Origin of the sequence: Streptomyces sp. NPDC058001 (assembly GCF_042886315.1) — a bacterium.
Lineage (GTDB): Bacteria > Actinomycetota > Actinomycetes > Streptomycetales > Streptomycetaceae > Streptomyces.
Genome location: NZ_JBHVQT010000007.1, coordinates 499,779 through 521,192 on the forward strand (window position 1 = coordinate 499,779; position 21,414 = coordinate 521,192).

Annotated in this window: 17 protein-coding genes and 2 pseudogenes; 6 read left to right on the forward strand and 13 right to left on the reverse strand. The window is 71.9% G+C overall.

Annotation, left to right across the window (positions count from 1 at the left end; genetic code table 11):
* Window positions 1-96: 96 nt before the first annotated feature.
* Window positions 97-923: pseudogene (locus tag ACFVT5_RS20260) on the forward strand (M55 family metallopeptidase).
* A 45-nt stretch (window positions 924-968) separates the two neighbouring features.
* Here the strand turns inward: ACFVT5_RS20260 and recX are convergent.
* A complete protein-coding gene (recX, locus tag ACFVT5_RS20265) occupies window positions 969-1,787 on the reverse strand; it encodes a recombination regulator RecX (RefSeq protein ID WP_389889359.1) in 819 nt (272 codons plus the stop codon).
* 3 nt (window positions 1,788-1,790) lie between these two features.
* Window positions 1,791-2,915 carry a recombinase RecA gene (gene recA / locus ACFVT5_RS20270; protein ID WP_389889362.1) on the reverse strand — a complete coding sequence of 375 codons (1,125 nt, stop codon included), beginning with the start codon at window positions 2,913-2,915 and terminating at the stop codon, window positions 1,791-1,793.
* A 412-nt stretch (window positions 2,916-3,327) separates the two neighbouring features.
* Here recA and ACFVT5_RS20275 point away from each other — a divergent pair, with 412 nt between their 5' ends.
* A complete protein-coding gene (locus tag ACFVT5_RS20275; protein WP_389889365.1) occupies window positions 3,328-4,068 on the forward strand; it encodes a hypothetical protein in 741 nt (246 codons plus the stop codon).
* Between the two features lie 65 nt (window positions 4,069-4,133).
* Here the strand turns inward: ACFVT5_RS20275 and ACFVT5_RS20280 are convergent, their stop codons facing one another.
* Both ACFVT5_RS20280 and ACFVT5_RS20285 read right to left on the reverse strand, forming a co-directional pair.
* A complete protein-coding gene (locus ACFVT5_RS20280) occupies window positions 4,134-5,459 on the reverse strand; it encodes an AI-2E family transporter (RefSeq protein ID WP_389889368.1) in 1,326 nt (441 codons plus the stop codon).
* A gap of 96 nt (window positions 5,460-5,555) precedes the next feature.
* Window positions 5,556-5,750 carry a DUF3046 domain-containing protein gene (locus ACFVT5_RS20285; protein WP_389889372.1) on the reverse strand — a complete coding sequence of 65 codons (195 nt, stop codon included), beginning with the start codon at window positions 5,748-5,750 and terminating at the stop codon, window positions 5,556-5,558.
* Window positions 5,751-5,829: 79 nt separating this feature from the next.
* On the opposite strand from ACFVT5_RS20285, the gene ACFVT5_RS20290 reads away from it, so the two are divergent.
* Entirely contained in the window at window positions 5,830-6,822 is a 993-nt protein-coding gene (locus ACFVT5_RS20290) for a hypothetical protein (RefSeq protein ID WP_389889375.1), read from the forward strand.
* A gap of 72 nt (window positions 6,823-6,894) precedes the next feature.
* Here the strand turns inward: ACFVT5_RS20290 and ACFVT5_RS20295 are convergent, their stop codons facing one another.
* The 3 genes and pseudogenes from ACFVT5_RS20295 to ACFVT5_RS20305 all read right to left on the reverse strand — a co-directional run.
* The gene (locus ACFVT5_RS20295; protein WP_389889378.1) at window positions 6,895-7,203 is read right to left on the reverse strand and encodes an AzlD domain-containing protein; all 309 of its coding nucleotides are present in this window, start codon (window positions 7,201-7,203) and stop codon (window positions 6,895-6,897) included.
* Window positions 7,200-8,150: an AzlC family ABC transporter permease gene (locus ACFVT5_RS20300; RefSeq protein WP_389889381.1), complete on the reverse strand. Its 951-nt coding sequence runs from the start codon at window positions 8,148-8,150 to the stop codon at window positions 7,200-7,202. The genes ACFVT5_RS20295 and ACFVT5_RS20300 overlap by 4 nt, the downstream gene beginning before the upstream one ends.
* Window positions 8,123-9,016: pseudogene (locus tag ACFVT5_RS20305) on the reverse strand (AraC family transcriptional regulator); the annotation flags it as partial. The pseudogene ACFVT5_RS20305 and the gene ACFVT5_RS20300, both read right to left, overlap by 28 nt.
* Window positions 9,017-9,096: 80 nt before the next feature.
* Between ACFVT5_RS20305 and ACFVT5_RS20310 the strand changes: the two are divergent.
* From ACFVT5_RS20310 to ACFVT5_RS20320, 3 genes are all read left to right on the forward strand, one after another.
* Complete coding sequence (locus ACFVT5_RS20310) at window positions 9,097-14,013, forward strand: ATP-dependent helicase (RefSeq protein ID WP_389889384.1); 4,917 nt, start codon at window positions 9,097-9,099, stop codon at window positions 14,011-14,013.
* A 73-nt stretch (window positions 14,014-14,086) separates the two neighbouring features.
* Window positions 14,087-14,914, forward strand: coding sequence for an Fpg/Nei family DNA glycosylase (locus ACFVT5_RS20315; RefSeq protein ID WP_389889387.1), 828 nt, complete (start codon window positions 14,087-14,089; stop codon window positions 14,912-14,914).
* A 119-nt stretch (window positions 14,915-15,033) separates the two neighbouring features.
* Window positions 15,034-15,798, forward strand: a complete 765-nt coding sequence (locus ACFVT5_RS20320) for an SDR family NAD(P)-dependent oxidoreductase (protein ID WP_389889390.1) — start codon at window positions 15,034-15,036, stop codon at window positions 15,796-15,798.
* 460 nt (window positions 15,799-16,258) lie between these two features.
* Here the strand turns inward: ACFVT5_RS20320 and ACFVT5_RS20325 are convergent, their stop codons facing one another.
* From ACFVT5_RS20325 to ACFVT5_RS20350, 6 genes are all read right to left on the reverse strand, one after another.
* Entirely contained in the window at window positions 16,259-16,729 is a 471-nt protein-coding gene (locus tag ACFVT5_RS20325; RefSeq protein WP_389889393.1) for a Dps family protein, read from the reverse strand.
* Between the two features lie 210 nt (window positions 16,730-16,939).
* Entirely contained in the window at window positions 16,940-17,311 is a 372-nt protein-coding gene (locus ACFVT5_RS20330; protein WP_389889395.1) for a helix-turn-helix domain-containing protein, read from the reverse strand.
* A 109-nt stretch (window positions 17,312-17,420) separates the two neighbouring features.
* Window positions 17,421-17,945, reverse strand: coding sequence for a CinA family protein (locus ACFVT5_RS20335; protein WP_389889398.1), 525 nt, complete (start codon window positions 17,943-17,945; stop codon window positions 17,421-17,423).
* Window positions 17,942-18,868 (reverse strand): CDP-diacylglycerol--glycerol-3-phosphate 3-phosphatidyltransferase, encoded by a 927-nt coding sequence (gene pgsA, locus ACFVT5_RS20340; RefSeq protein WP_389889401.1) that lies wholly within the window; start codon window positions 18,866-18,868, stop codon window positions 17,942-17,944. Before pgsA ends, ACFVT5_RS20335 begins: the two co-directional genes overlap by 4 nt.
* On the reverse strand, window positions 18,865-20,379 hold the full coding sequence (gene rimO, locus ACFVT5_RS20345; RefSeq protein WP_389889404.1) for a 30S ribosomal protein S12 methylthiotransferase RimO: 1,515 nt from the start codon (window positions 20,377-20,379) through the stop codon (window positions 18,865-18,867). The genes pgsA and rimO overlap by 4 nt, the downstream gene beginning before the upstream one ends.
* Window positions 20,380-20,505: 126 nt before the next feature.
* Complete coding sequence (locus tag ACFVT5_RS20350) at window positions 20,506-21,414, reverse strand: helix-turn-helix domain-containing protein (RefSeq protein ID WP_389889461.1); 909 nt, start codon at window positions 21,412-21,414, stop codon at window positions 20,506-20,508.

Consider the following 21,414-nt stretch of genomic DNA (forward strand, 5'->3'; position numbering starts at 1 on the left):
AGATATCTGTGCACTCCGGCGACCAGGCATGTATGTGCGGGGGTTATCCCCACCATCGGGCCGCACGGTACTCAAGGCACGTAAGCTCACCGATTCATGAGGGTGTTGATCTCTGTTGACATGGAGGGCATCTCGGGGATCGTGCATCCCACCGAGACGAATCCGGATCGCTACGACTACGAGCGGGCCGTGCGTTGATGACGGCCGAGGCGAACGCTGTGATCGCCGGTGTCCTGGACGCCGACCCGACAGCCGTGGTCCTGGTCGCCGACGCACACGGGCCTTTCCGCAACGTGCTGCCGGAGGAACTCGACCGACGGGCTCATCTGGTGCGCGGCAAGCCACGTCCCCTGGGCATGCTCGGCGGGCTCGACGAACACACCGACGCGGTCATGCTCATCGGCTACCACGCCCGCGCCGGCGGCGGACCGGCCGTGCTGGCGCACACCATGAACAACGGCATCCTGGACGTGCGCGTGGCCGGACGTTCCCTGGGCGAGATCGGTCTCAACGCCGCCATGGCCGGGCATATGGGCGCGCCGGTCGTGCTCCTCAGTGGCGACGACACCGCCTGCGCCGAACTGTCCGAGCTGGTCCCCTCCGCGCTCACCGTCGCGGTCAAGCAGGCCCTCGGCCAGGGCGCCGCCATCGCCCTGCACCCCGAAGAAGCCCGGGAACGCCTACGCCGAGCTGCCACCGAAGCCATGGAACGACACCCACGGGTCTCGCCACTGACCTTTACCGGCCCGCTGGACGGCGAGGTCGATCTCTACGGCCCCTACATGGTCGATCTCGCCACACTCGTACCAGGAGTCTCACGCACCAAGGGCGCCCGCACCATCACCTTCACCACGGCCACCTACCCGGACGCCTACCGCCTGATCCTCCTCCTCACCCAACTCGCCACCATCAAACCGAGCTAGGGCTCCTGGGGGCCCTCCCCCCTCCCCCCGTCCCCACCCTCCCCCTCAACCCCCGTCGTCCCCCAAGTCCCCCACGTCCTCGCCCTCTTCCTCCAGGGCCTGTCGGACCAGCCTGAGGGACATGCCCTCGGGGTAGCCCTTGCGGGCGAGCATGCCGGCGAGGCGGCGGAGGCGTTTGTCTCGGTCCAGTCCTCGGGTGGACCGCAGTTTGCGGGCGACCAGTTCGCGGGCGGTCGCCTCCTCCTGCTCGGAGTCGAGTTGCCCCACGGCCTCGTCGATCAGTGTGGAGTCGACGCCTTTGGTACGCAGCTCCCGGGCGAGGGCGCGCCGGGCCAGACCTCTGCCGTGGTGCCGGGACTCCACCCAGGCATCGGCGAAGGCACCGTCGTTGATGAGACCGACTTCCTCGAAGCGGGACAGCACTTCCTCGGCGACATCGTCGGGGATCTCCCGCTTGCGCAGGGCGTCCGCGAGTTGCTTGCGGGTACGCGGGGTCCCGGTGAGCAGGCGCAGGCAGATGCCGCGCGCCCGCTCAGCCGGGTCCCCTGGCGGCTCCCCCTTCTCGGCCCTCGACGAGAGAGGGGAACCGCTGTCCTGGTGGCCGCCGGGTCGGCCGGAGCGGCCACGTCGTCGCCTGCCACCGCCCCGGCGTCCGTCCGCCTCGTCGCCCCACTCGGTGTCGCCGCTTCCTTCCCGGCGCCGGCCGTCCCCGTGGCCGTCTCCGGGCAGGTCCGTTCCCCCGCTGTCCTCACGTCGTCGCCGGTCGTCGTCCCCCGCGTCCCAGGGATCGTGGCCGGCCGCACGACCGCGGCCCGCGCGGTCGGCGGGACCCGAGGAGTCCGGCCAATCGGTTCGCCGTGTCACGGACTAGCTCTTGGCCGCCGCGGCCTTGGTCTTGCCTGCCTTGGCCGCCGGTGCGGGCGCGGCCTTGGCCGCGTCGTCCGCGGGGGCGGCGACGGCCGCGTCCGCGCCGGGCTCCGTGGTCGGGGCCTCGGGCCTCACCCCGACACCGAGCTTCTCCTTGATCTTCTTCTCGATCTCGTTCGCCAGGTCGGGGTTGTCCTTGAGGAAGTTACGGGCGTTCTCCTTGCCCTGGCCGAGCTGGTCGCCCTCGTACGTGTACCAGGCGCCGGCCTTGCGGACGAAGCCGTGCTCCACGCCCATGTCGATCAGGCCGCCCTCGCGGCTGATGCCCTGGCCGTAGAGGATGTCGAACTCGGCCTGCTTGAAGGGCGGCGCGACCTTGTTCTTGACGACCTTGACGCGGGTGCGGTTGCCGACCGCGTCGGTGCCGTCCTTCAGGGTCTCGATACGACGGATGTCCAGACGCACCGAGGCATAGAACTTCAGTGCGCGGCCACCGGTCGTGGTCTCCGGGGAGCCGAACATCACACCGATCTTCTCGCGGAGCTGATTGATGAAGATCGCGGTGGTCTTGGACTGGTTGAGCGCGCTGGTGATCTTCCGGAGCGCCTGGCTCATCAGCCGGGCCTGGAGGCCGACATGCGAGTCGCCCATCTCGCCCTCGATCTCCGCGCGCGGTACCAGCGCGGCGACGGAGTCGATGACGATCAGGTCGAGGGCGCCGGAGCGGATCAGCATGTCGACGATTTCCAGGGCCTGCTCGCCGTTGTCCGGCTGGGACAGGATGAGGTTGTCGATGTCGACGCCGAGCTTCTTCGCGTACTCGGGGTCGAGGGCGTGCTCCGCGTCCACGAAGGCCACCTGGCCGCCGGCCTTCTGCGCGTTGGCCACCGCGTGCAGCGTGAGGGTCGTCTTACCGGAGGACTCCGGTCCGTACACCTCCACCACTCGGCCGCGCGGCAGGCCGCCGACGCCGAGGGCCACGTCGAGTGCGGTCGACCCGGTGGGGATGACCTCGATGGGCTCATTCGGCCGCTCGCCCAGGCGCATCACCGCGCCCTTGCCGAATTGCCGTTCAATCTGTGCGAGTGCGGCGTCGAGCGCCTTCTCGCGGTCGGTTCCTGCCATGGGTTCCACCCGGTTTGCTTGAGTCGATCGCTTCACGTCACAGACGCTAGCGCCTGCCACTGACAATGCGCCCCGACGCCCCTCCAGCCTGTGGATAACTCGGGCCCGACGGCCTCGACCACTCCCCAATAAGAATGGATGTTCGATTTTGGTGTCAAGCGCACCACGCGGCACCACCGAGCCTACGTTCGCGGTCCGACATCACGGGCCCGACGCATCGCTGGATCCGACACCGGCAGGCACGGTTCCGACCGACCCCACCCCAGCAGTCCCGACCCCGGCAGTCCCGACCCCGGCCGCCCTACTCCCCAGGGCGTATCGCGGGAGTCTCCGGCCGGAGGACGACCGGGCCGCGTGACCGCCCGAAGCTGGAGCCCATGGAAAGCCGTACCGCAACACTCCCCAGATCCCGATGACACCGCGTCCCGCCGAACGCCTCTGCTACGCGGTGGGTGCCGCTCTCGTCCTGTCCGGTCTTGCGCACCTGGTGGTGTTCGCCGTCGACGGCGGTCCCTGGGAGGGGCCCGTCTCCTGGCGCAAGCCGGTCACGTTCGGGCTCTCCTTCGGGCTGACGCTGATGGCGATCACCTGGGTGACGTCGTATCTGCGGATGGGCGCGCGCGTACGGAACGTTCTGCTGGTCGTGTTCGCCGCCGACTGCGTTCTGGAGGTCGGCGGGATCACCCATCAGGCGTGGCGCCGGGTGCCGTCGCATCTCAACATGGAGACCGCCTTCGACAGCCGGGTGTCGATGTCCCTGGCGGTGGGCGGCGGGGTGCTCGTGGTGCTGCTCTCCGCCTTCGCCGTCGTGTCGTTCCGGCGCCGTCCCGAGGGACCGGCCGGTATGGCGCTCGCCGGGCGCTCCGGGTTCGCGGTGCTGATCGTCGCCCTGGTGTCGGGCGCCGCGATGATCGCGCGCGGGGTGGTGCTCACCCGGACCGGTCACCAGGAGGCCGCGTACCACTCGACGGCGCCACTCAAGCCGCTGCACGGGGTGAGTCTGCACGCCATCCTCGTACTGCCCGCCCTGGCCTGGCTGATGTCCCGCACCGGCTGGCGGGACGGCACCAAGGAGAAGGCCATGCTCGGCGCGGTGTGCTGCTACACGGCGGCGGTGACCGGCGCGGGCGTGTGGGCACTCATGACGTACTGAGCACCCTGGATGCGGCCGGCCTGAGCGGCCTGGATGTGGCGTGAGCAGCGTGAGTGCGCCGTGCGTCAGCCGTTGCCCGTCGCGCCGTCGGCTTCCGGTTCCGTGCGTATGACGCCGGTCGGCCCGGGTTCCGCCTCGGCCCGCATCGCACCCGCGCCCGCTGCCTCGGGCTCCGGGCCGCCGGACGGGCCGCGCCAGACGCCACGGGCGCGTGAGAGCAGACCCTCGCCCCCTCGCCGCCGCCCCTGCACGCGCGGGTCGTCCGTGACGTCGTACCGCCTCACGTACGCGCCCAGGAACGCCTGGAGCGTCGCGACCGCCGGGATGGCGATCAGGGCACCGACCGCGCCGAGCAGCGCGGTGCCCGCGATCACCGAGCCGAAGGCGACGGCGGGGTGGATGTCCACGGTCTTCGCGGTCAGCTTGGGCTGGAGCACGTAGTTCTCGAACTGCTGGTAGACCACGACGAAGATCAGGACCCACAGCGCGTACCAGGGGTCGACCGTGAACGCGATGAGCATCGGCAGGGCGCCCGCGAGATACGTGCCGATGGTGGGGATGAACTGGGAGACCAGGCCCACCCAGACGGCGAGCACGGGCGCGTAGGGCACGCCCAGGGCCTGCAACAGGATGTAGTGCGCGATGCCGGAGATCAGCGCCATCAGCCCACGGGAGTACAGATAGCCACCGGTCTTGTCGACGGCGATCTCCCACGCGCGCAGCACCTCGGCCTGCCGGGCGGGCGGCAGGACGGAGCAGAGCGCGCGGCGCAGGCGGGGTCCGTCGGCGGCGAAGTAGAACGAGAACAACAGGACCGTCAGGAGCTGGAAGAGCCCGCCGAGGACCTGCGCGGACACGTCCAGGACGCCGCTGGCGCTGTTCTGGACGTACTTCTGGAGCCAGTCGGAGTGGACAAGGCTGTCCTGGACGGCGACCCGGTTCAGCTCGGTGCGGAAGGTGGAGTTGATCCAGTTGATCACCGAGTCGAGGTACTTCGGGAAGTCCTCCGCGATGCTCATGATCTGGTTCGCGAGCATCGACCCGAGCAGAGCGACGAAGCCCGCGCTCGCGATCATGACGCCGAGGAAGACGATCGCGGTGGCCAGTCCACGGCGCATGCCGGAGGCGGCCATCCGGCTCACGGCGGGCTCAACGGCCAGCGCCAGGAAGAACGCGATCAAGATGTTGATCAGCAGCCCGGTGAGCTGGTGGAAGGCCCAACTGCCCAGCTGGAAGCAGGCGACGAGGGTGAGCGCGAGCACCATGGCGCGCGGCAGCCAGCGCGGCATGCGGGCGCCTCGGCCCGCCGTGCCCGTCTCGGGAGGCGGCTCGGCCGGCGTCGTGCCGAACGGCGTCGGGGTCGTCTGCGCGGTGTCGTCAGTGGGTGCCACGGAGCAAGTCTCGCCCACGCCTCCGACAATCCGACCCCGCCCCTCCACATCGGGCCGTCCGGCACGGTCGCGGCGGGCGTCCGCGGGCCGGCCGGATCACCGGCGCTCGGCAGGTACGTCCATCGCGTCGCACACCGCGCGCCACACGTCCTTGGCCTCCCAGCCCGCGTCGAGCGCCTGGTGCACCGTGCGCCCGCCGAGACCCGCCAGCACGTGATCGCGCGCGAAGGTGTCGGCGTATCCCGGACCGAAATGGTCCGCCATCTGCTGCCAGAAGACCGTCAACCGCATGCCTCCAGTATCCCGCTCCTGAGGGTGCAGCCCTGCCCGGGTGGCCCCCTGTGCGGCCCTTCCGTCCTACGGTCGGGACATGGCCGATTCCGGAGCATCCGTACGTCCCCCGCGTCCCCTGTCGTCCTCGGCATCCGTACACCCCTCGTCGTCCTCGCCCCGGTCGGCGCTGGCCCGCGCGGAGCAGTTCGTGTGGCTCACCGCGCGCGTGCTGGAGCAGCGCAGGTTCGCGTATCACTTCATCGGCTCCCGGAGCGAGGGTGCCGCCGACGCGGTGGAGACGGCGCTCGACGCCTACCGCACGGCGGACGGCGGCTACGGTCACGCGCTCGAACCCGATCTGCGGGGGCCCGTCAGCCAGCCGCTGCACGTCGGGCACGCGTTGCGGGTGCTGGACTCGATCGGGCGCTGTGGCGGGCAACGGGTGGAGCGGGTGTGCCGGTATCTGACCTCCGCTTCGACTCCCGCCGGCGCGCTCCCGGCGGTGCTGCCCAGTCAACGCGGCTATCCGGCGGCGCCTTTCGTGCCGATGGTGGACAACCCTCGGGGCGAGTTGCTGGCGACGGGTCCCGTGGTGGGGCTTCTGCACGGCAACAACGTGTGGCACGCGTGGCTGTTCCGGGCCACGGACTTCTGCTGGCAGGCGGTCGAGTCGCTGGGCACGACCCATCCGTACGAGGTGGCGGCGGCCGTCGCCTTTCTCGACGGCGTACCCGACCGCCCGCGCGCGGAGGCCGCCGCCGACCGCCTGGGCCGGCTGGTGCGGGAACAGGGGCTCGCGGTCGTCGATCCGAAGCGGCTCGACGCGTTTCCGGTGTCCCCCGGTTACGCGCCCGGTGAGCACCACTTCCCGCACGACTTCGCGCGGGTCCCGGAGTCGGTGGCACGCGCGTGGTTCACGGACGACGAGATGGCGCTGTCCCTGGACCACCTGGAGGGCGAGCAGCAGGACGACGGCGGCTGGCCGGTGCGATGGCGCCGGTGGGCGCCGGGCAGCGCCCTGGAGTCCCGCCCGATCGTCAGCATCGACGCACTGCGGACCCTGCGCGCGTACGGGCGGCGCATCGACTGAGCGTCCTCCGGGGACGAGCGCAGGGGCGGAGACGGGCAGAGCGGGGCGGGAGCGGGGCGGGAGCGGCGTGGCTCAGCCCGCCATCGCGCGTACTCCCGCCGTGACCACGACGGCCGCCCCGACGACGAGCAGGAAGGGCGCCCGGAACAGCAGCGCCACGGCCGCCGCCGCGAGCCCTGCGCTCTTGGCGTCCAGGGTGAGGACCCGCCCGTCGGCGAACGTCTGCTGGGCCGTGAGCGCGGCGAGCAGCGCCACCGGCAGCAGCGCGGCGAGCCGCTTCACGAGCGGCCTCTCCAGGACGCCCACGGGCACCAGCAGGCCGATGAGCTTGACGGCGTAGCACCCGACCGCTGTGAGGCCGATGGCGCTCCAGATGTTCAACGGTCTTCCCTCGGTGCGTCGTTGTCTGTGTCGTTGTACGCGTCGTTGTGTATGTCGGCCTGTGGGGCACTCCGCGAGTCGTTCCGGGCGTCCGCGTCGTCCCGCGAGTCGCCCTGTGTGCCCTTCCGGCCGGTACTCATCGCTCCGTTCCCACGCGCCCTGCGCCCCTCCGCGTAGAGCACCACCGGGGCGGCGAGTGCCGCGACCAGGACGGGGACTCCCGCGGGCAGGACGGGCAGCAGGCCGAGTCCGAGGAGGACCGCGAAGGCCGCGACCGCGCGCTCCGTGGTCGTGCGCAGCATGGGCGCCAGCAGGGCCAGGAAGACGGCCGGTCCGGCGGCGTCGAGCCCCCAGGCGTCGGTGTCGCCGATCGCCTCGGCGCCCAGCGCGCCGAGCAGGGTGGTGAGGTTCCACAGCAGATACAGGGTGAGTCCGGTGACCGTGAACCCGATCCGGGCGGCGCGTCTGGTGGGCTGGGCGAGGGCGACAGCCGTGGTCTCGTCGATGACCCACTGCGCGGCGAACGGGCGCACCGCGCGCGGGAGGGCGAGGAGCTGCGAAAGGCGCAGCCCGTAGAACGCGTTGCGCACCCCGAGGAAGAAGGCGCCCGCCGCGGCCGTGAAGGGGTTGCCCCCTGCGGCGAGCGCGCCCACCAAAGCGAACTGTGAGGCGCCGGTGAAGACCATCAGGCTCAGCACGCAGGTCTGGAGGACGGTGAGGCCGCTGCCCGCCGATGTCACCCCGAAGGCGAATCCGGAGAGCCCGACGGCGACGCCCACGCCGAGCGCGTCACGGACGACCGCCGCGTCGCTCTTCGCGGGTTCCGAGCCGTCCGGTCCGACCGAGCCACCCGAGTTGCCTGAGGCGCCCGAGTCACCTGGGGCGTCCGGCCTGTGCGGGTCGTCGCCTGTATCCGCTATGTCCGCGGGTGCTGTCTGTTCTGCCACGTCCCGGACGGTACGAGCAGCGGGCCGCCGGGGTCTTGTACGTTCTTGCGCTCCCGCTGGTACGCGCCCGGGGGCACCCCGACGATCCGGGTGAAGTGCCGGTTGAGGTGCGGCTGGTCGGTGAAGCCGACGGCGACGGCCGCGTCGGCGGGCGACGTCCCGGTGTCCAGGAGGCGCCGGGCGCGCCGTACGCGCGCGTCGGTGAGCCAGGTGTGCGGCGGCATGCCGTAGGTGTCGCGGAAGGCGCGCAGCAGCGCGAAGGGGCTGGTGCCCAGGTCGGCGGCGAGCGTTTCCAGGGTGGGCGGCTCGGCCATCCGCTCTTCCAGGACGGCCCGCGCGCGTGCCGCGACGCGGGCGCCCGACGAGCGGACGGCGCGCTGCGGGAGGGTCCCGCCGTTGAGACGCAGCAGCCGGGTCACGGTGACCCGCAGCAGTGTGTCGGCTGCGAGCGCGTTGCCCTCGTCGACGGCGCGCAGCACCCGGTGGACCAGGGACGCGGCGTACGGGTCGTCGAGCACCGGGCGGGTGAACCCGGGCGTGCCCCGGATCGCGGTGGTCTCGGCGGCGATACCGGCGACGAGGTCGGGCGCCGGGTACACGGCGCCGTACCGCCAGCCTTCGGGGAGCGCGGCCCGGCCGGTGTGCGGGGTGTCGGGGTTGACCAGGGCCAGCGAGCCGGGGCCCGCGTACTGGTCGGCGCCGCCGTGGTGGAAGACCTCGACGCCGTCGCTGATCGCGGCGATCACGAAGTTCTCGTGGGTGTGCCGCACGAACGTCTTGTGGATGTAGCGGGCCCGCAGCAGGTCGACACCGGGCAGTTCCGCGTACTGCCAGTGCCGCGCCCGCTCCGCCCCCGAACCTGCCATGCCCCCATTCTGCGTCACCGCCGCCCCGGGCGTTTGCGCAGGTGACGGGCGTTGTCAGTGGCTGGGTGCAGGATGGGTGCATGGTCAGGTCCGCTCACGAGTCTCACGGCGCCCTCAACGGGTTCTCCCCCGCGACACGCAGCTGGTTCACGGGGGCGTTTCCCGCGCCCACCAGCGCCCAGGCCGGGGCGTGGCGGGCGATCGACGCGGGTTCGGACGTCCTGGTCGTCGCCCCGACGGGCTCCGGCAAGACCCTGGCCGCGTTTCTCGCCGCCCTGGACCAGCTGGCGTCGACCCCACCGCCCGCCGACCCGAGGAAGCGCTGCCGGGTGCTGTATGTGTCTCCGCTGAAGGCCCTGGCGGTGGACGTGGAGCGCAATCTCCGCAGCCCGCTGACCGGCATCCGCCATGAGGCCGTCCGGCTGGGCCTGCCGGAGCCCGAGGTGAAGGTCGGCATCCGCTCGGGCGACACCCCGCCCGCCGAGCGCCGCGCCCTGTCGACCCGGCCCCCGGACATCCTGATCACCACGCCGGAGTCGCTGTTCCTGATGCTGACGTCCGCCACGCGGGACGCGCTGACGGGCATCGAGACGGTCATCCTGGACGAGGTGCACGCGGTCGCGGGCACCAAGCGCGGCGCGCATCTCGCGCTCACCCTGGAGCGGCTCGACGAGCTGCTGCCCCGCCCCGCGCGGCGCATCGGCCTGTCGGCGACGGTCCGACCGGTGGACGAGATCGCGCGCTATCTGTCGCCGAGCCGCGGCGCGACGATCGTCCAGCCGCCGTCGGGCAAGGAGTTCGACCTGTCGGTGGTCGTGCCCGTGGAGGACCTGGCCGAGCTGGGCGGCTCCCCGGTCGCCGACTCCGACGACGGCGCGGAGCGGCCCTCGATCTGGCCGCATGTCGAGGAGCGCATCGCCGACCTCGTCCAGTCCCACCGGTCGACGATCGTCTTCGCGAACTCCCGCCGCCTCGCGGAGCGCCTGTGCAATCGGCTGAACGAGATCGCGTACGAGCGCGCGACCGGCCACACGCTGGGCGAGGCGCATTCCCCGGCCGAGCTGATGGGCGGCTCCGGGGCGGCCCAGGGCGCGCCGCCGGTCATCGCGCGCGCCCACCACGGTTCCGTCTCGAAGGAGCAGCGCGCTCTCGTCGAGGAGGACCTGAAGGCGGGCCGCCTGCCCGCGGTGGTCGCCACGTCGAGCCTGGAGCTGGGCATCGACATGGGCGCGGTGGACCTCGTCGTCCAGGTGGAGTCCCCGCCGTCGGTCGCCTCCGGCCTCCAGCGCGTGGGGCGCGCGGGTCACCAGGTGGGCGCGGTGTCGACGGGCGTGGTGTTCCCGAAGTACCGCGGTGACCTGGTGCAGGCCGCGGTGGTCACCGAGCGCATGCGTACGGGGTCCATCGAATCGCTCAAGGTGCCCGCCAATCCGCTGGACGTCCTCGCGCAGCAGCTCGTCGCGATGACCGCGATGGACACCTGGCAGGTCGACGACCTGCTGGCACTGGCCCGCCGCGCGGCGCCGTTCGCGGCGCTGCCCGAGTCGGCGTTCACGGCGGTCCTGGACATGCTCGCCGGGCGCTATCCGTCGGACGCGTTCGCGGAACTGCGCCCGCGCGTGGTGTGGGACCGCGTCGCCGGCACGGTCACCGGCCGCCCCGGCGCGCAGCGGCTCGCCGTCACCTCCGGCGGCACGATCCCCGACCGCGGCCTGTTCGGGGTGTTCCTCGCCGGCGCGGACCCCAAGAAGGGCGGCGGCCGGGTCGGCGAGCTGGACGAGGAAATGGTGTACGAGTCGCGCGTGGGCGATGTGTTCACGCTCGGCACCAGCTCCTGGCGGATCGAGGACATCACCCGCGACCGGGTGCTCGTGTCCCCGGCGCCGGGGGTTCCGGGACGGCTGCCGTTCTGGAAGGGCGACCAACTGGGCCGCCCTCTCGAACTGGGGCGCGCGGTCGGCGCGTTCCTGCGGGAGGTCGGCGCGCTGCCGAAGGACGACGCCCGGCTGCGGCTGCTGGCCGCGGGGCTCGACGCGTGGGCCGCCGACAATGTCCTCGCGTATCTCGCCGAGCAGCGCCAGGCGTGCGGGCACGTCCCGGACGACCGCACGATCGTCGTGGAGCGGTTCCGCGACGAACTGGGCGACTGGCGGGTCGTCGTGCACTCCCCGTTCGGGGCCCAGGTGCACGCGCCGTGGGCCCTCGCCCTGGGCGCCCGCCTCAGCGAGCGGTACGGCATGGACGCACAGGTCATGCATGCCGACGACGGCATCGTGCTGCGCCTGCCGGACGCCGATCTGATGAGCCTGGACCTGCTCGACCAGGAGCCGCTGAAGGCCGGCACGGAGTACGACGCGGAGCAGGCGCCCGTAGGAGCCGCCGACGTCCTCTTCGACAAAGGCGAGGTCGATCAGGTCGTCACCGACCAGGTCGGCGGTTCCGCGCTGTTCGCGTCCCGGTTCCGTGAGTGCGCCGCCCGCGCGCTGCTGCTGCCGCGCCGCAGCCCCGGCAAGCGCACCCCGCTCTGGCAGCAGCGCCAGCGTGCCGCGCAACTGCTCCAGGTGGCAAGCGAGTTCGGCTCGTTCCCGATCGTGCTCGAAGCCGTGCGGGAGTGCCTCCAGGACGTCTTCGACGTGCCCGGCCTGAGCGAGCTGATGGGCGACATCGAGTCCCGCAAGGTCCGCCTTGTCGAGGTCACCACCCCCGAGCCGTCCCCCTTCGCGCGTTCCCTGCTCTTCGGGTATGTGGCCCAGTTCCTGTACGAGGGTGACTCCCCGCTCGCCGAGCGGCGCGCCGCCGCCCTGTCGCTGGACTCGCGGCTCCTCGCCGAACTCCTGGGCCAGGCCGAGCTGCGGGAGCTGCTCGACGCGGACGTCCTCACGGAGCTGGAGCGTGAGGTGCAATGGCTCACCGACGACCGCCGGGTGAAGGACACGGAGGGCGTCGCCGACCTGCTGCGCGTCCTCGGCCCGCTGACGCCCGGTGAGCTGACCGAGCGCGGCGCCGAAGCGGGCTGGGCCGAGGAGTTGGCGGGGGCGCGGCGCGCGATCCGGGTCCGTATCGCCGGTATCGACCACTGGGCGGCGATCGAGGACGCGGGACGGCTGCGGGACGCCCTGGGGACGGCGCTGCCGGTGGGCGTCCCCGAGGCGTTCACGGAGCCGGTCAAGGACCCGCTGGGCGACCTCCTCGCGCGCCATGCCCGTACCCATGGCCCGTTCACCTCGGCGACGGCAGCGGCCCGCTTCGGCCTGGGCATCGCCGTCACGGAAGGCGCGCTGCAGAGGCTGGCGGCGAGCGGCCGGGTCGTGCAGGGAGAGTTCCATCCTTCGGGCATCGGCCAGGAGTGGTGCGACGCGACCGTCCTGCGCCGGCTGCGGCGGCGCTCCCTGGCCGCGCTGCGCCACGAGCTGGAGCCGGTACCGCCCGCGGCGCTCGCCCAGTTCCTGCCGCAGTGGCAGCACGTCGGCGAGCGCGGCGGGCTGCGCGGGGTCGACGGTCTGGTCCGCGCGGTGGAGCAGTTGCAGGGCGCGTCGGTGCCCGCGTCGGCGCTGGAGAAACTCGTCCTGCCCTCGCGGGTGTCCGGCTACACGCCCGCGATGCTCGACGAACTCACCGCGGCGGGCGAGGTGGTGTGGGCCGGTGCGGGCGCCCTGCCGGGCAAGGACGGCTGGGTCTCGCTCTACCTGGCCGACGCGGCGCCGCTCCTGCTGCCACCCGCGCACCCCCTGGAGCTGACGCCGCTGCACCAGTCCGTCCTGGACGCCCTCTCCGGGGGGTACGGGCTGTTCTTCCGTCAGATCACCGACCAGGTCCGCGCCACCACGCACCCCGACGCCACCGACCCCCAACTCGCGGACACCGTCTGGGACCTGGCGTGGTCCGGACGCCTCACGAACGACACGCTGGCCCCGATGCGCTCCCTGCTCGGCTCGGGCCGTACTGCGGGCTCCACGGCCCACCGCGCCAAACGCGCCGTGCCCCGCGGGCGGTACGGCAGCCTGACGGCCGCCGCGCGCCCCGCGTCGCGTACGGGCCCGCCGACCGTCGCCGGACGGTGGTCCCTGCTGCCGCCGGTCGAGCCCGACACGACGCTGCGCGCGCACGCCCTGGCCCGCACCCTCCTCGACCGGCACGGCGTGGTGACCAGGGGCGCGGTCGCGGCGGAAGGCGTCGAGGGCGGGTTCTCGGCGGTGTATCGCGTGCTGTCGGCGTTCGAGGACAGCGGTCAGGCGCGACGCGGCTATGTCGTGGAGGGACTGGGCGCCGCGCAGTTCGCGATGGACGGCGCCGTCGACCGCCTGCGGGCCACGGCCAACGCCCGCGAGCGGGGAGAAACGCTACCGGGGCCGTCCGGCGGCGACGCAAACGCCGGCGCGTACGGTTTCCCTGCCGACGGCGCCCATGGCTTCCCCGGCACCAATCCGCACGGCTTCCCCACGGACGGCACGCACGCCCGGCGCGGCATGGACTCCGGGGACGCCATGGACTCCGACAACACCGGCGACACAGACGGCTTCCCGGGCCCGCTCCCGTACACCGACCCGGTCCCGTACACCGCCCCGAACCGTTTCCGCGCCCGGGGGAACCACGCCGCGGACCGACCGCGCGCGGTGGTCCTGGCCGCCGCCGACCCCGCGAACGCGTACGGTGCCGCGCTGCCCTGGCCCGAGCCGCCGACCGGTGCGGGGCACAAACCGGGCCGCAAGGCGGGGTCCCTCGTCGTCCTGGTCGACGGCGAGCTGACGCTGTACATGGAGCGCGGCGGCAAGACACTGCTGGCCTGGCCCGCACAGCCGGACGCTCCGGCGGACCCCGACGACCGACGCCTCACCGCGGCGGCCGACGCCCTCGCCGCCGCCGCGCGCGCGGGTTCCCTCGGCACGGTCACCGTGGAACGCGTCAACGGCGCATCGTCCCTGACGTCACCCCTCGGCACCCTCCTCGAAACGGCGGGCTTCCACGCGACACCGAGGGGGTTGCGCCTGAGGGCTTGACGGCTTGAGGGCCCGAGAGACTCCCGAGAAGCTGCGAGCCCGACATGTCACCGCGCCATGCAACCCTGTACCCATGCCCGAAGGAGACACCGTCTCGCAGGCCGCAGGGCGTCTGCACCGCGCCCTGGCGGGGCACGTCCTCACCCGCTCCGACCTGCGCGTCCCCAAGTTCGCCACGGCCGACCTCACCGGCCGTACGGTCCTGGACGTCACCCCGCGCGGCAAACACCTGCTCACCCGGATCGAGGGCGGCCTGACCCTGCATTCCCATCTGCGGATGGACGGCTCCTGGAAGATCTACGCCCCCGGGGAACCCTGGCGCGGCGGCCCCACCCACCAGATCCGCGCGATCCTGGGCACCGCCGACCACACGGCCGTCGGCTACCGACTCCCCGTACTCGAACTCCTCCGTACCGCCGACGAACAGCGGGCCGTCGGACATCTCGGCCCCGACCTCCTCGGCCCGGACTGGGACCCCGACAAAGCCCTGACGAACCTCCTCACGGACCCCGCCCGTCCCCTCGGCGAAGCCCTGCTCGACCAGCGCAACCTCGCCGGAATCGGCAATGTCTACAAGTCCGAACTGTGCTTCCTGCTCCGCGCGACCCCCTGGCTGCCCATCGGAGAGCTGCCCGCCGACACCGCCGCCCGAATCCCGGGCCTCGCGAAGAAGCTGCTGGAAGCGAACCGGGACCGGCCGGCGCGTTCCACGACAGGCGTCCGCGACCAGAACCACTTCGTCTACGGCCGCGCCCCGCGCCCCTGTCTGCGCTGCGGAACACCCGTCCGACAGGCCGACCAGGGCGACGGTTCCCGCGAACGCCCCACGTACTGGTGCCCCACCTGTCAGTCCGGCCCGGCGCCGGGCCGCCGCGCGACCCCGTTCCGAGGACGGATCTGACACGGATCTGACTCGGATCTGAAACTCCGTACCCCCCTCGACATCCCCCTCGATCCCCTTCCATACCTCTCACTTACGACCAATTGACGGACCGTCAGATCTGCCCGTACGGTCGCTGCATGCCCGTCGACGCGTACGACCTCACCGGACGCACCGCCTTCGTCACCGGAGCCGCGAGCGGCATCGGGCGCGCCAGTGCCGCGCTGCTCGCCCGTGCCGGTGCCACCGTGCACTGCGCGGACCGCGACGCCCAGGGACTGCACGAGACCGCCACCGTCATCAAGGGCGACGGCGGAACCGCCCACCTCCACCCGCTCGACGTGACCGACCGCGCGCGCCTCAAGGAGGCCGTCGAGGGGTGCGGCCGGCTCGACGTCATGGCGGCGGTCGCGGGCATCATGCACAGCAGTACGGTCCTGGAGACCCGGGACGAGGACCTGGACCGCGTTCTGAACGTCAACTTCAAGGGCGTCCTGTACGCATGCCAGGAGGCCGCCCACTCGATGATCGCGAACGGCGTGCCCGGCAGCATCGTCACCATGGCCTCGGGCGCCATCGACACCGGAGGCCCCGGTCTGCTCTGCTACAGCGCCGCGAAAGCCGCCGTCGTCCAACTCACCAAGACCCTGGCGACGGAGATCGGGCCGCAGGGCATCCGGGTGAACGCGGTCGCGCCGGGCTGGATCCGTACGCCGATGACCGACCGGCACGACGCGGCGGCGCAGGCGCACAGCGAGGCCGCGATGATCCGCAGGACACCTCTGGGCCGGGTCGGCGAACCGGAGGACATCGCGCACGCCGTGCTGTATCTGGCGTCCGACGCCTCCGCCTTCACGACGGGTCAGATCCTCCGTCCGAACGGCGGCGTCGCCATGCCCTGGTGACCCGCCCCAGACGCGACGAGACCCCGCCGGCCGCATCCACCGCAGGTCGCGTATCAGTGCCGTACACGGCAGCCCCACCGGCCTCACCGGTCCTACAGGACCCGCCGGGCCCACCAGCCGCACGAGCCGCATCCTCGCCGTACGGGGCCCCGCCATCGTCCCCGGCACCCGCGAACCCCAGCCCCACCGACCCCACCGCCGGAACATCCGGAGCATCCGATCCCGCCCCTTGTCCCGACCCCGCCCTCCGCCGCCACTTCGACTTCGACTGCGGCTTGGGCACGCAATGCACCGGCAACAGGCTCAGCCCCCAACCGCCGGCGGCCACCATGCCCTCCAGGACGCCCGCGTCAGGCGCCAGGGCGAGGCGCAGCACGGCCCACCACCACATTGCGCCCACGGCCACCGCGGTGGCCCGCCACGCTATTCGCCCTGTCATGAATCCGGCCCGGAGAGGGCGTCAGCCGTTCTCGGCTTGGAACATCCAGTGATGCTTCTCCAAGTCGGCGGTGATGCCGATGAAGATGTCCTGGCTGACGGGGTCGGGCTCGGCGGTCGCCTCGACCCGTTCACGCATGCGGGTGATCACCGCGGCGAGCGCGCCGACGAGGGTGCCCACGGCGTCGGCGTCCTTGACCCAGCTCTCCGGTACGGCACCGATGCCGCTGGTACGCGCGACAGTGCCGGCACGTCCATCCGGGGAGACACCGAGCGTGGAGGCCCGCTCCGCGACGGTGTCGGAGTGCTTCCGGGCGGTGTCGACGACCTCGTCGAGCTGAAGGTGGACCGAGCGGAAGCGGGGGCCGACCACGTTCCAGTGGATCTGCTTGGCGACCAGGGAGAGGTCCACCAGGTCCACGAGCGCGCCCTGGAGGGCGTCGGCCACGGTCTTCAGGTCCGCGTCGGACAACGGGCTCTTCACGACGTACATCCGAATCCTCCGGCTTCCTTGATCGGGTTTTCTTGATCGGGTTTTGCCTGAATCGACTCCCCCGTCAACCATGGCACAACCGCCCGAAACGGGTCACTCGACGCCAAATCATCCGAAGACGCGAGAAAGCCTCCGGACATGCGAAAACCCCGACCACAGCGCCCCCGTGGTCTCCCACGGAGCCGCCCCGGCCGGGGCATCCCAAGCGAATCAGGCGGCGACTACGTCGACCGCCTCCGATGGGGCCTTGATCGTGACCCGTTCCGGTGGCACACCGGCCACCGATACGGAATTGAGCATCGGGCGTACCGGCGCGGGGACCGGCTCGGCTGCCGCAGACTCGGCCAGCTCGGCGAGGGCAAGCTCGTCGCTCACCTCATGCATGAGCTCGGACATCCGTACGTCAAGCGCGTCGCAGATCGCGGAGAGCAGCTCGGAGGAAGCCTCCTTCTGCCCCCGCTCCACCTCGGAGAGATAGCCGAGCGAGACTCGGGCGGACGAGGAGACTTCGCGCAGAGTACGGCCCTGGCGCTGGCGCTGCCGACGCAGCACGTCACCCAGCAGGCGACGGAGCAGAATCATCGGTGGCTCCCTCCTCGGACCGTGTAGCCGCATCCTTCACGCCCCACCGTACCGCCTTGCGCGGCGGCCGTGCGGGGAGCGATGTCGTGTTCACTCAGGGCTGCAAACATCAATTCCCCCCGTTCTGTTCCGTATCCTGTGTCCGCTCATTCCCAGGGTGTTCGCCGGAAAGCCGCTCCAGGAGCAGGGCGAGCACGCTTTGTGCACTCTCCCTACGAATGTCCGCCCGGTCGCCGTTCAACCGCAGCGAGGCCACTTTCCCGCTGTCGCGGGGTCCGCGCACGGCCACGTACACCGTGCCGACGGGCTGGCCATCCTGGGTTTCGGGGCCCGCAACGCCCGTGGTGGCTATCCCCCAGTCCGCGCCGAGCGCCGTGCGCACGCCCCCGGCCATTTGCAGCGCGACCTCGGGGTTCACGGCTCCGGACTGGGCCAGCAGGGTGCCGTCGACCCCCAGGAGGCGCTGCTTCAGCTCGGTCGCGTACGCGGTGACGGAGCCCCGGAAGGCGTAGGACGCCCCCGGTGTCGCGGTGATGTCGGCCGCGACCAGGCCGCCGGTCAGCGACTCGGCGACGGCGAGTGTCTCGCTCCTCGCGCGCAGCAGTCGCAGTGCCTCGGCGGCCTCCGCTGTCACCGCTCGGACTCCTCGCCGCGCGCGGATTCCCGCGCCCCGGCGACTCCGGCGGTCCCGCCGGTCTCGGCGACAGCAGCACGCTCGGGCGTCTGCGCCCCCTTCGCGCCCCCGTGCGCCCCCCGCGCCTCGGAAGCGCCGCCTTCTTCAGCACCAACCCCGGAACCAGCCCCGCCGGACGTACCCGACACCCCCGCCACACCCTCGGCGACCACCGCGACCCCGGCACCGGCACCCACACCCGCCGTGTCCACCGCAGCCCCCTCCGCCTCCGCCTTTGCAGCCGCCCGCTCCGCCAGCCCCTGCCTCCGCAGCACCACTGCCTGCCTCACATAGTCGAGCCCGGTGACCACCGTCAGCACCACGGCGACGGCCATCATCCAGAACCGGAGGGTCGCCAGCGGCCCGGTCAGCGCCAGGACGTACATCCCGACGGCCGTGCCCTGCGCGAGCGTCTTCATCTTGCCGCCGCGGCTGGCGGGAATGACCCCGAACCTGATGACGAGGAAACGCAGCAGAGTGATCCCGAGTTCCCGGCCCAGGATCACGCCGGTCACCCACCAGGGCAGGTCCCCGAGCGAGGAGAGACAGATCAGCGCGGCGCCCATGATCGCCTTGTCGGCGATGGGGTCGGCGATCTTCCCGAAGTCGGTGACCAGGTTGTACGTACGGGCGAGATGTCCGTCGAACAGGTCGGTGATCATGGCGATGGCAAAGGCGGCCCAGGCCAGTGAGCGCCACGCCGGGTCGTATCCGCCGTCGGCCAGCATCAGGGCCACGAAGCCCGGCACGAGGAGCAGCCGGACCATGGTGAGGATGTTCGCGATGTTCCAGAGGCTGGCCTGGTTGACGGCCGCAGCGCCCAGCTTGCCGCCGGGCGCCGGCCTGCCGGAACCGCCCGCCGCGGATGCCGGGACTCCGGTCATCTGGCCGCCTCCTCGGAACACGCGCCGCTCTCGATGACTTCAGCCACCAGATCGACGCCTTCGGTGCCCACCACCTTTGCCACGACCATACGGCCCACGCTCAGGCCCTCGCCGCTCGTGAACTGCACCTGCCCGTCCGTCTCCGGTGCCTGGTGCGCGGCGCGCCCGACGGCGGGCTCGTCCTCGTACGCGTAGGGGTCGCCGGAGCCGTCCGGCCCGGGGACGGACTCGACCAGGACCTCCAGGGTCTCGCCGAGCCGCTCGTCGGCCCGCTGCGCGGTCAGCTCCTCGGCGAGCCGCGACACGCGCGCGAGGCGCTCGTCGACGACGTCCTGAGGGAGCTTCTTGTCGTACGTGGCGGCTTCGGTGCCCTCCTCGTCGGAGTACCCGAACACGCCGATGGCGTCGAGGCGCGCGCCCGTGAGGAAGCGCTCCAGCTCGGCGAGGTCGGCATCCGTCTCGCCGGGGAAGCCGACGATGAAGTTGGACCGCACCCCGGCCTGGGGTGCCTTGCCGCGGATCTGGTCGAGCAGGTCGAGGAACCGGTCGGTGTCCCCGAAGCGGCGCATCGCGCGCAGCACCCCGGGCGCGGAGTGCTGGAAGGAGAGGTCGAAGTAGGGGGCGACCTTCTCGGTGGAGGTGAGGACGTCGATGAGCCCTGGCCGCATCTCGGCGGGCTGGAGGTAGCTGACGCGCACGCGCTCGATGCCGTCGACGGCGGCGAGTTCGGTCAGCAGGGTCTCCAGGAGGCGGATGTCGCCGAGGTCCTTGCCGTACGACGTGTTGTTCTCGGAGACCAGCATGACCTCCTTGACGCCCTGCTCGGCCAGCCAGCGCGTCTCGCCGAGGACGTCCGACGGGCGGCGCGAGATGAAGGAGCCGCGGAAGGACGGGATGGCACAGAAGGAGCAGCGCCGGTCGCAGCCGGAGGCCAGCTTCACGGACGCGACGGGTGAGGTGCCGAGGCGGCGGCGCAGAGGCGCGCGGGGTCCGGAGGCGGGGGCGAGCCCGTCGGGCAGGTCCACCGGGGCGGCCACGGGCGCGTGCCCGGGGAGGGCGACGCCGGAGCCCGCCTCCTGCCGCTGGGCGGGGCTCACGGGCAGCAGCTTGCGGCGGTCGCGCGGGGTGTGCGAGGCGTGGACGCCGCCGCTCAGGATGGTCTGGAGGCGGTCGGAGATGTCCGCGTAGTCGTCGAAGCCCAGGACGCCGTCCGCCTCGGGGAGGGCCTCGGCGAGTTCCTTGCCGTACCGCTCGGCCATGCAGCCCACCGCGACGACGGCCTGGGTTCTGCCGTGCCCCTTGAGGTCGTTGGCCTCCAGGAGGGCGTCGACGGAGTCCTTCTTGGCGGCCTCCACGAAACCGCACGTGTTGACGACGGCTACGTCGGCTTCCTCGGCGGTCTCGACGAGCTGCCAGCCGTCCGCCTCCAAGCGGCCCGCCAGCTCCTCCGAGTCCACCTCATTACGGGCGCAGCCAAGAGTGACTAGGGCGACAGTGCGGCGTTCGGGCATGGGCTCAGACTACTTCGTCCGACTGACAGCCCTTGCTACGAGGTTCCCGATCTTGGCGGGGGCAGCCGTCGCCGGGCTGCCGTGCGGTCCGTCGGGTCGGGCCGCACGCCCGTCGTACCTGCGGGTTCAGCCGACCTCGGGGTCACCCTTGGTGTACGAGAGGCGCTCGACCTGGCCGGGCTGGAAGTCGTCGTCGATGGCCTTGCCGTTGACGAACAGCTTTATGGCACCGGCGTCACCGAGGACGAGGTCGATCTTCTGGTTGTCCTGGAAGGTCTTCGACTCGCCCTGGTTGAGGAAGCCGTCGAACAGGGTGCGGCCGTTGTGGTCCTTGGCGGAGATCCAGCTGCGGCCGTCGTCCGCGGTCACCATGACGGTGACCTTGTCGAGGGGAGCCGCGGCGATGGCGCTCTCGGACGGGTTCGGCTTGGGGGCGGTGGGCTTGTTCTTCGAGGGCTTCGGCGCGGGCTTGCCGGTGGCGGATGTGGAGCCTTCGGCGACCTGCGTGTTGGCGGTGTCCTCGCTGTCGTCACCGTTGAAGGCGGTGAACCCGACGAACCCGATCACGGCGACGATCGCGGCGACCATGGCCGCGGTCCAGTTGGGGCGGCGCGGCTCGGACCGGATCCGCCCGGCCTCGAACAGAGGTACGGCAGCGCTCGGCGAGGGCCGTCCGCCGTGCTCGGCTCCGAACCGTTCGAGCAGCGGCGCCGGATCGATGTCCACCGCGCGGGCGATGGTCCTGATGTGCCCGCGCGCGTAGACGTCACCGCCGCAGCGCGTGAAGTCGTCCTGCTCGATCGCGTGCACGATCGGGATGCGCACCCGGGTGGCGGCGCTGACCTCGTCCACGGTCAGGCCCGCGTCGATGCGTGCCGTCTGGAGGGCGCGGCCGATGGAAAAGTATTCGTCCTCGGCGGGACGGGCGTCCTCGACGGGACGGTCGGCTTCGGCTGCGGGACGGTCGTCTTCTGTCGAGGGCCGCTCGTCGTGGGTCGACGGGCGGTCGTCTTCAGGGGAGTTGCCGATGGACAC

Bases quoted from the DNA above. Each gene is read 5' to 3' on its own strand.
- recA (WP_389889362.1), bottom strand. From the start codon at position 2,915: ATGGCAGGAACCGACCGCGAGAAGGCGCTCGACGCCGCACTCGCACAG.
- ACFVT5_RS20275 (WP_389889365.1), top strand. From the start codon at position 3,328: ATGACACCGCGTCCCGCCGAACGCCTCTGCTACGCGGTGGGTGCCGCT.
- ACFVT5_RS20285 (WP_389889372.1), bottom strand. From the start codon at position 5,750: ATGCGGTTGACGGTCTTCTGGCAGCAGATGGCGGACCATTTCGGTCCG.
- ACFVT5_RS20290 (WP_389889375.1), top strand. From the start codon at position 5,830: ATGGCCGATTCCGGAGCATCCGTACGTCCCCCGCGTCCCCTGTCGTCC.
- ACFVT5_RS20310 (WP_389889384.1), top strand. From the start codon at position 9,097: ATGGTCAGGTCCGCTCACGAGTCTCACGGCGCCCTCAACGGGTTCTCC.
- ACFVT5_RS20315 (WP_389889387.1), top strand. From the start codon at position 14,087: ATGCCCGAAGGAGACACCGTCTCGCAGGCCGCAGGGCGTCTGCACCGC.
- ACFVT5_RS20320 (WP_389889390.1), top strand. From the start codon at position 15,034: ATGCCCGTCGACGCGTACGACCTCACCGGACGCACCGCCTTCGTCACC.
- ACFVT5_RS20325 (WP_389889393.1), bottom strand. From the start codon at position 16,729: ATGTACGTCGTGAAGAGCCCGTTGTCCGACGCGGACCTGAAGACCGTG.
- ACFVT5_RS20330 (WP_389889395.1), bottom strand. From the start codon at position 17,311: ATGATTCTGCTCCGTCGCCTGCTGGGTGACGTGCTGCGTCGGCAGCGC.
- pgsA (WP_389889401.1), bottom strand. From the start codon at position 18,868: ATGACCGGAGTCCCGGCATCCGCGGCGGGCGGTTCCGGCAGGCCGGCG.
- rimO (WP_389889404.1), bottom strand. From the start codon at position 20,379: ATGCCCGAACGCCGCACTGTCGCCCTAGTCACTCTTGGCTGCGCCCGT.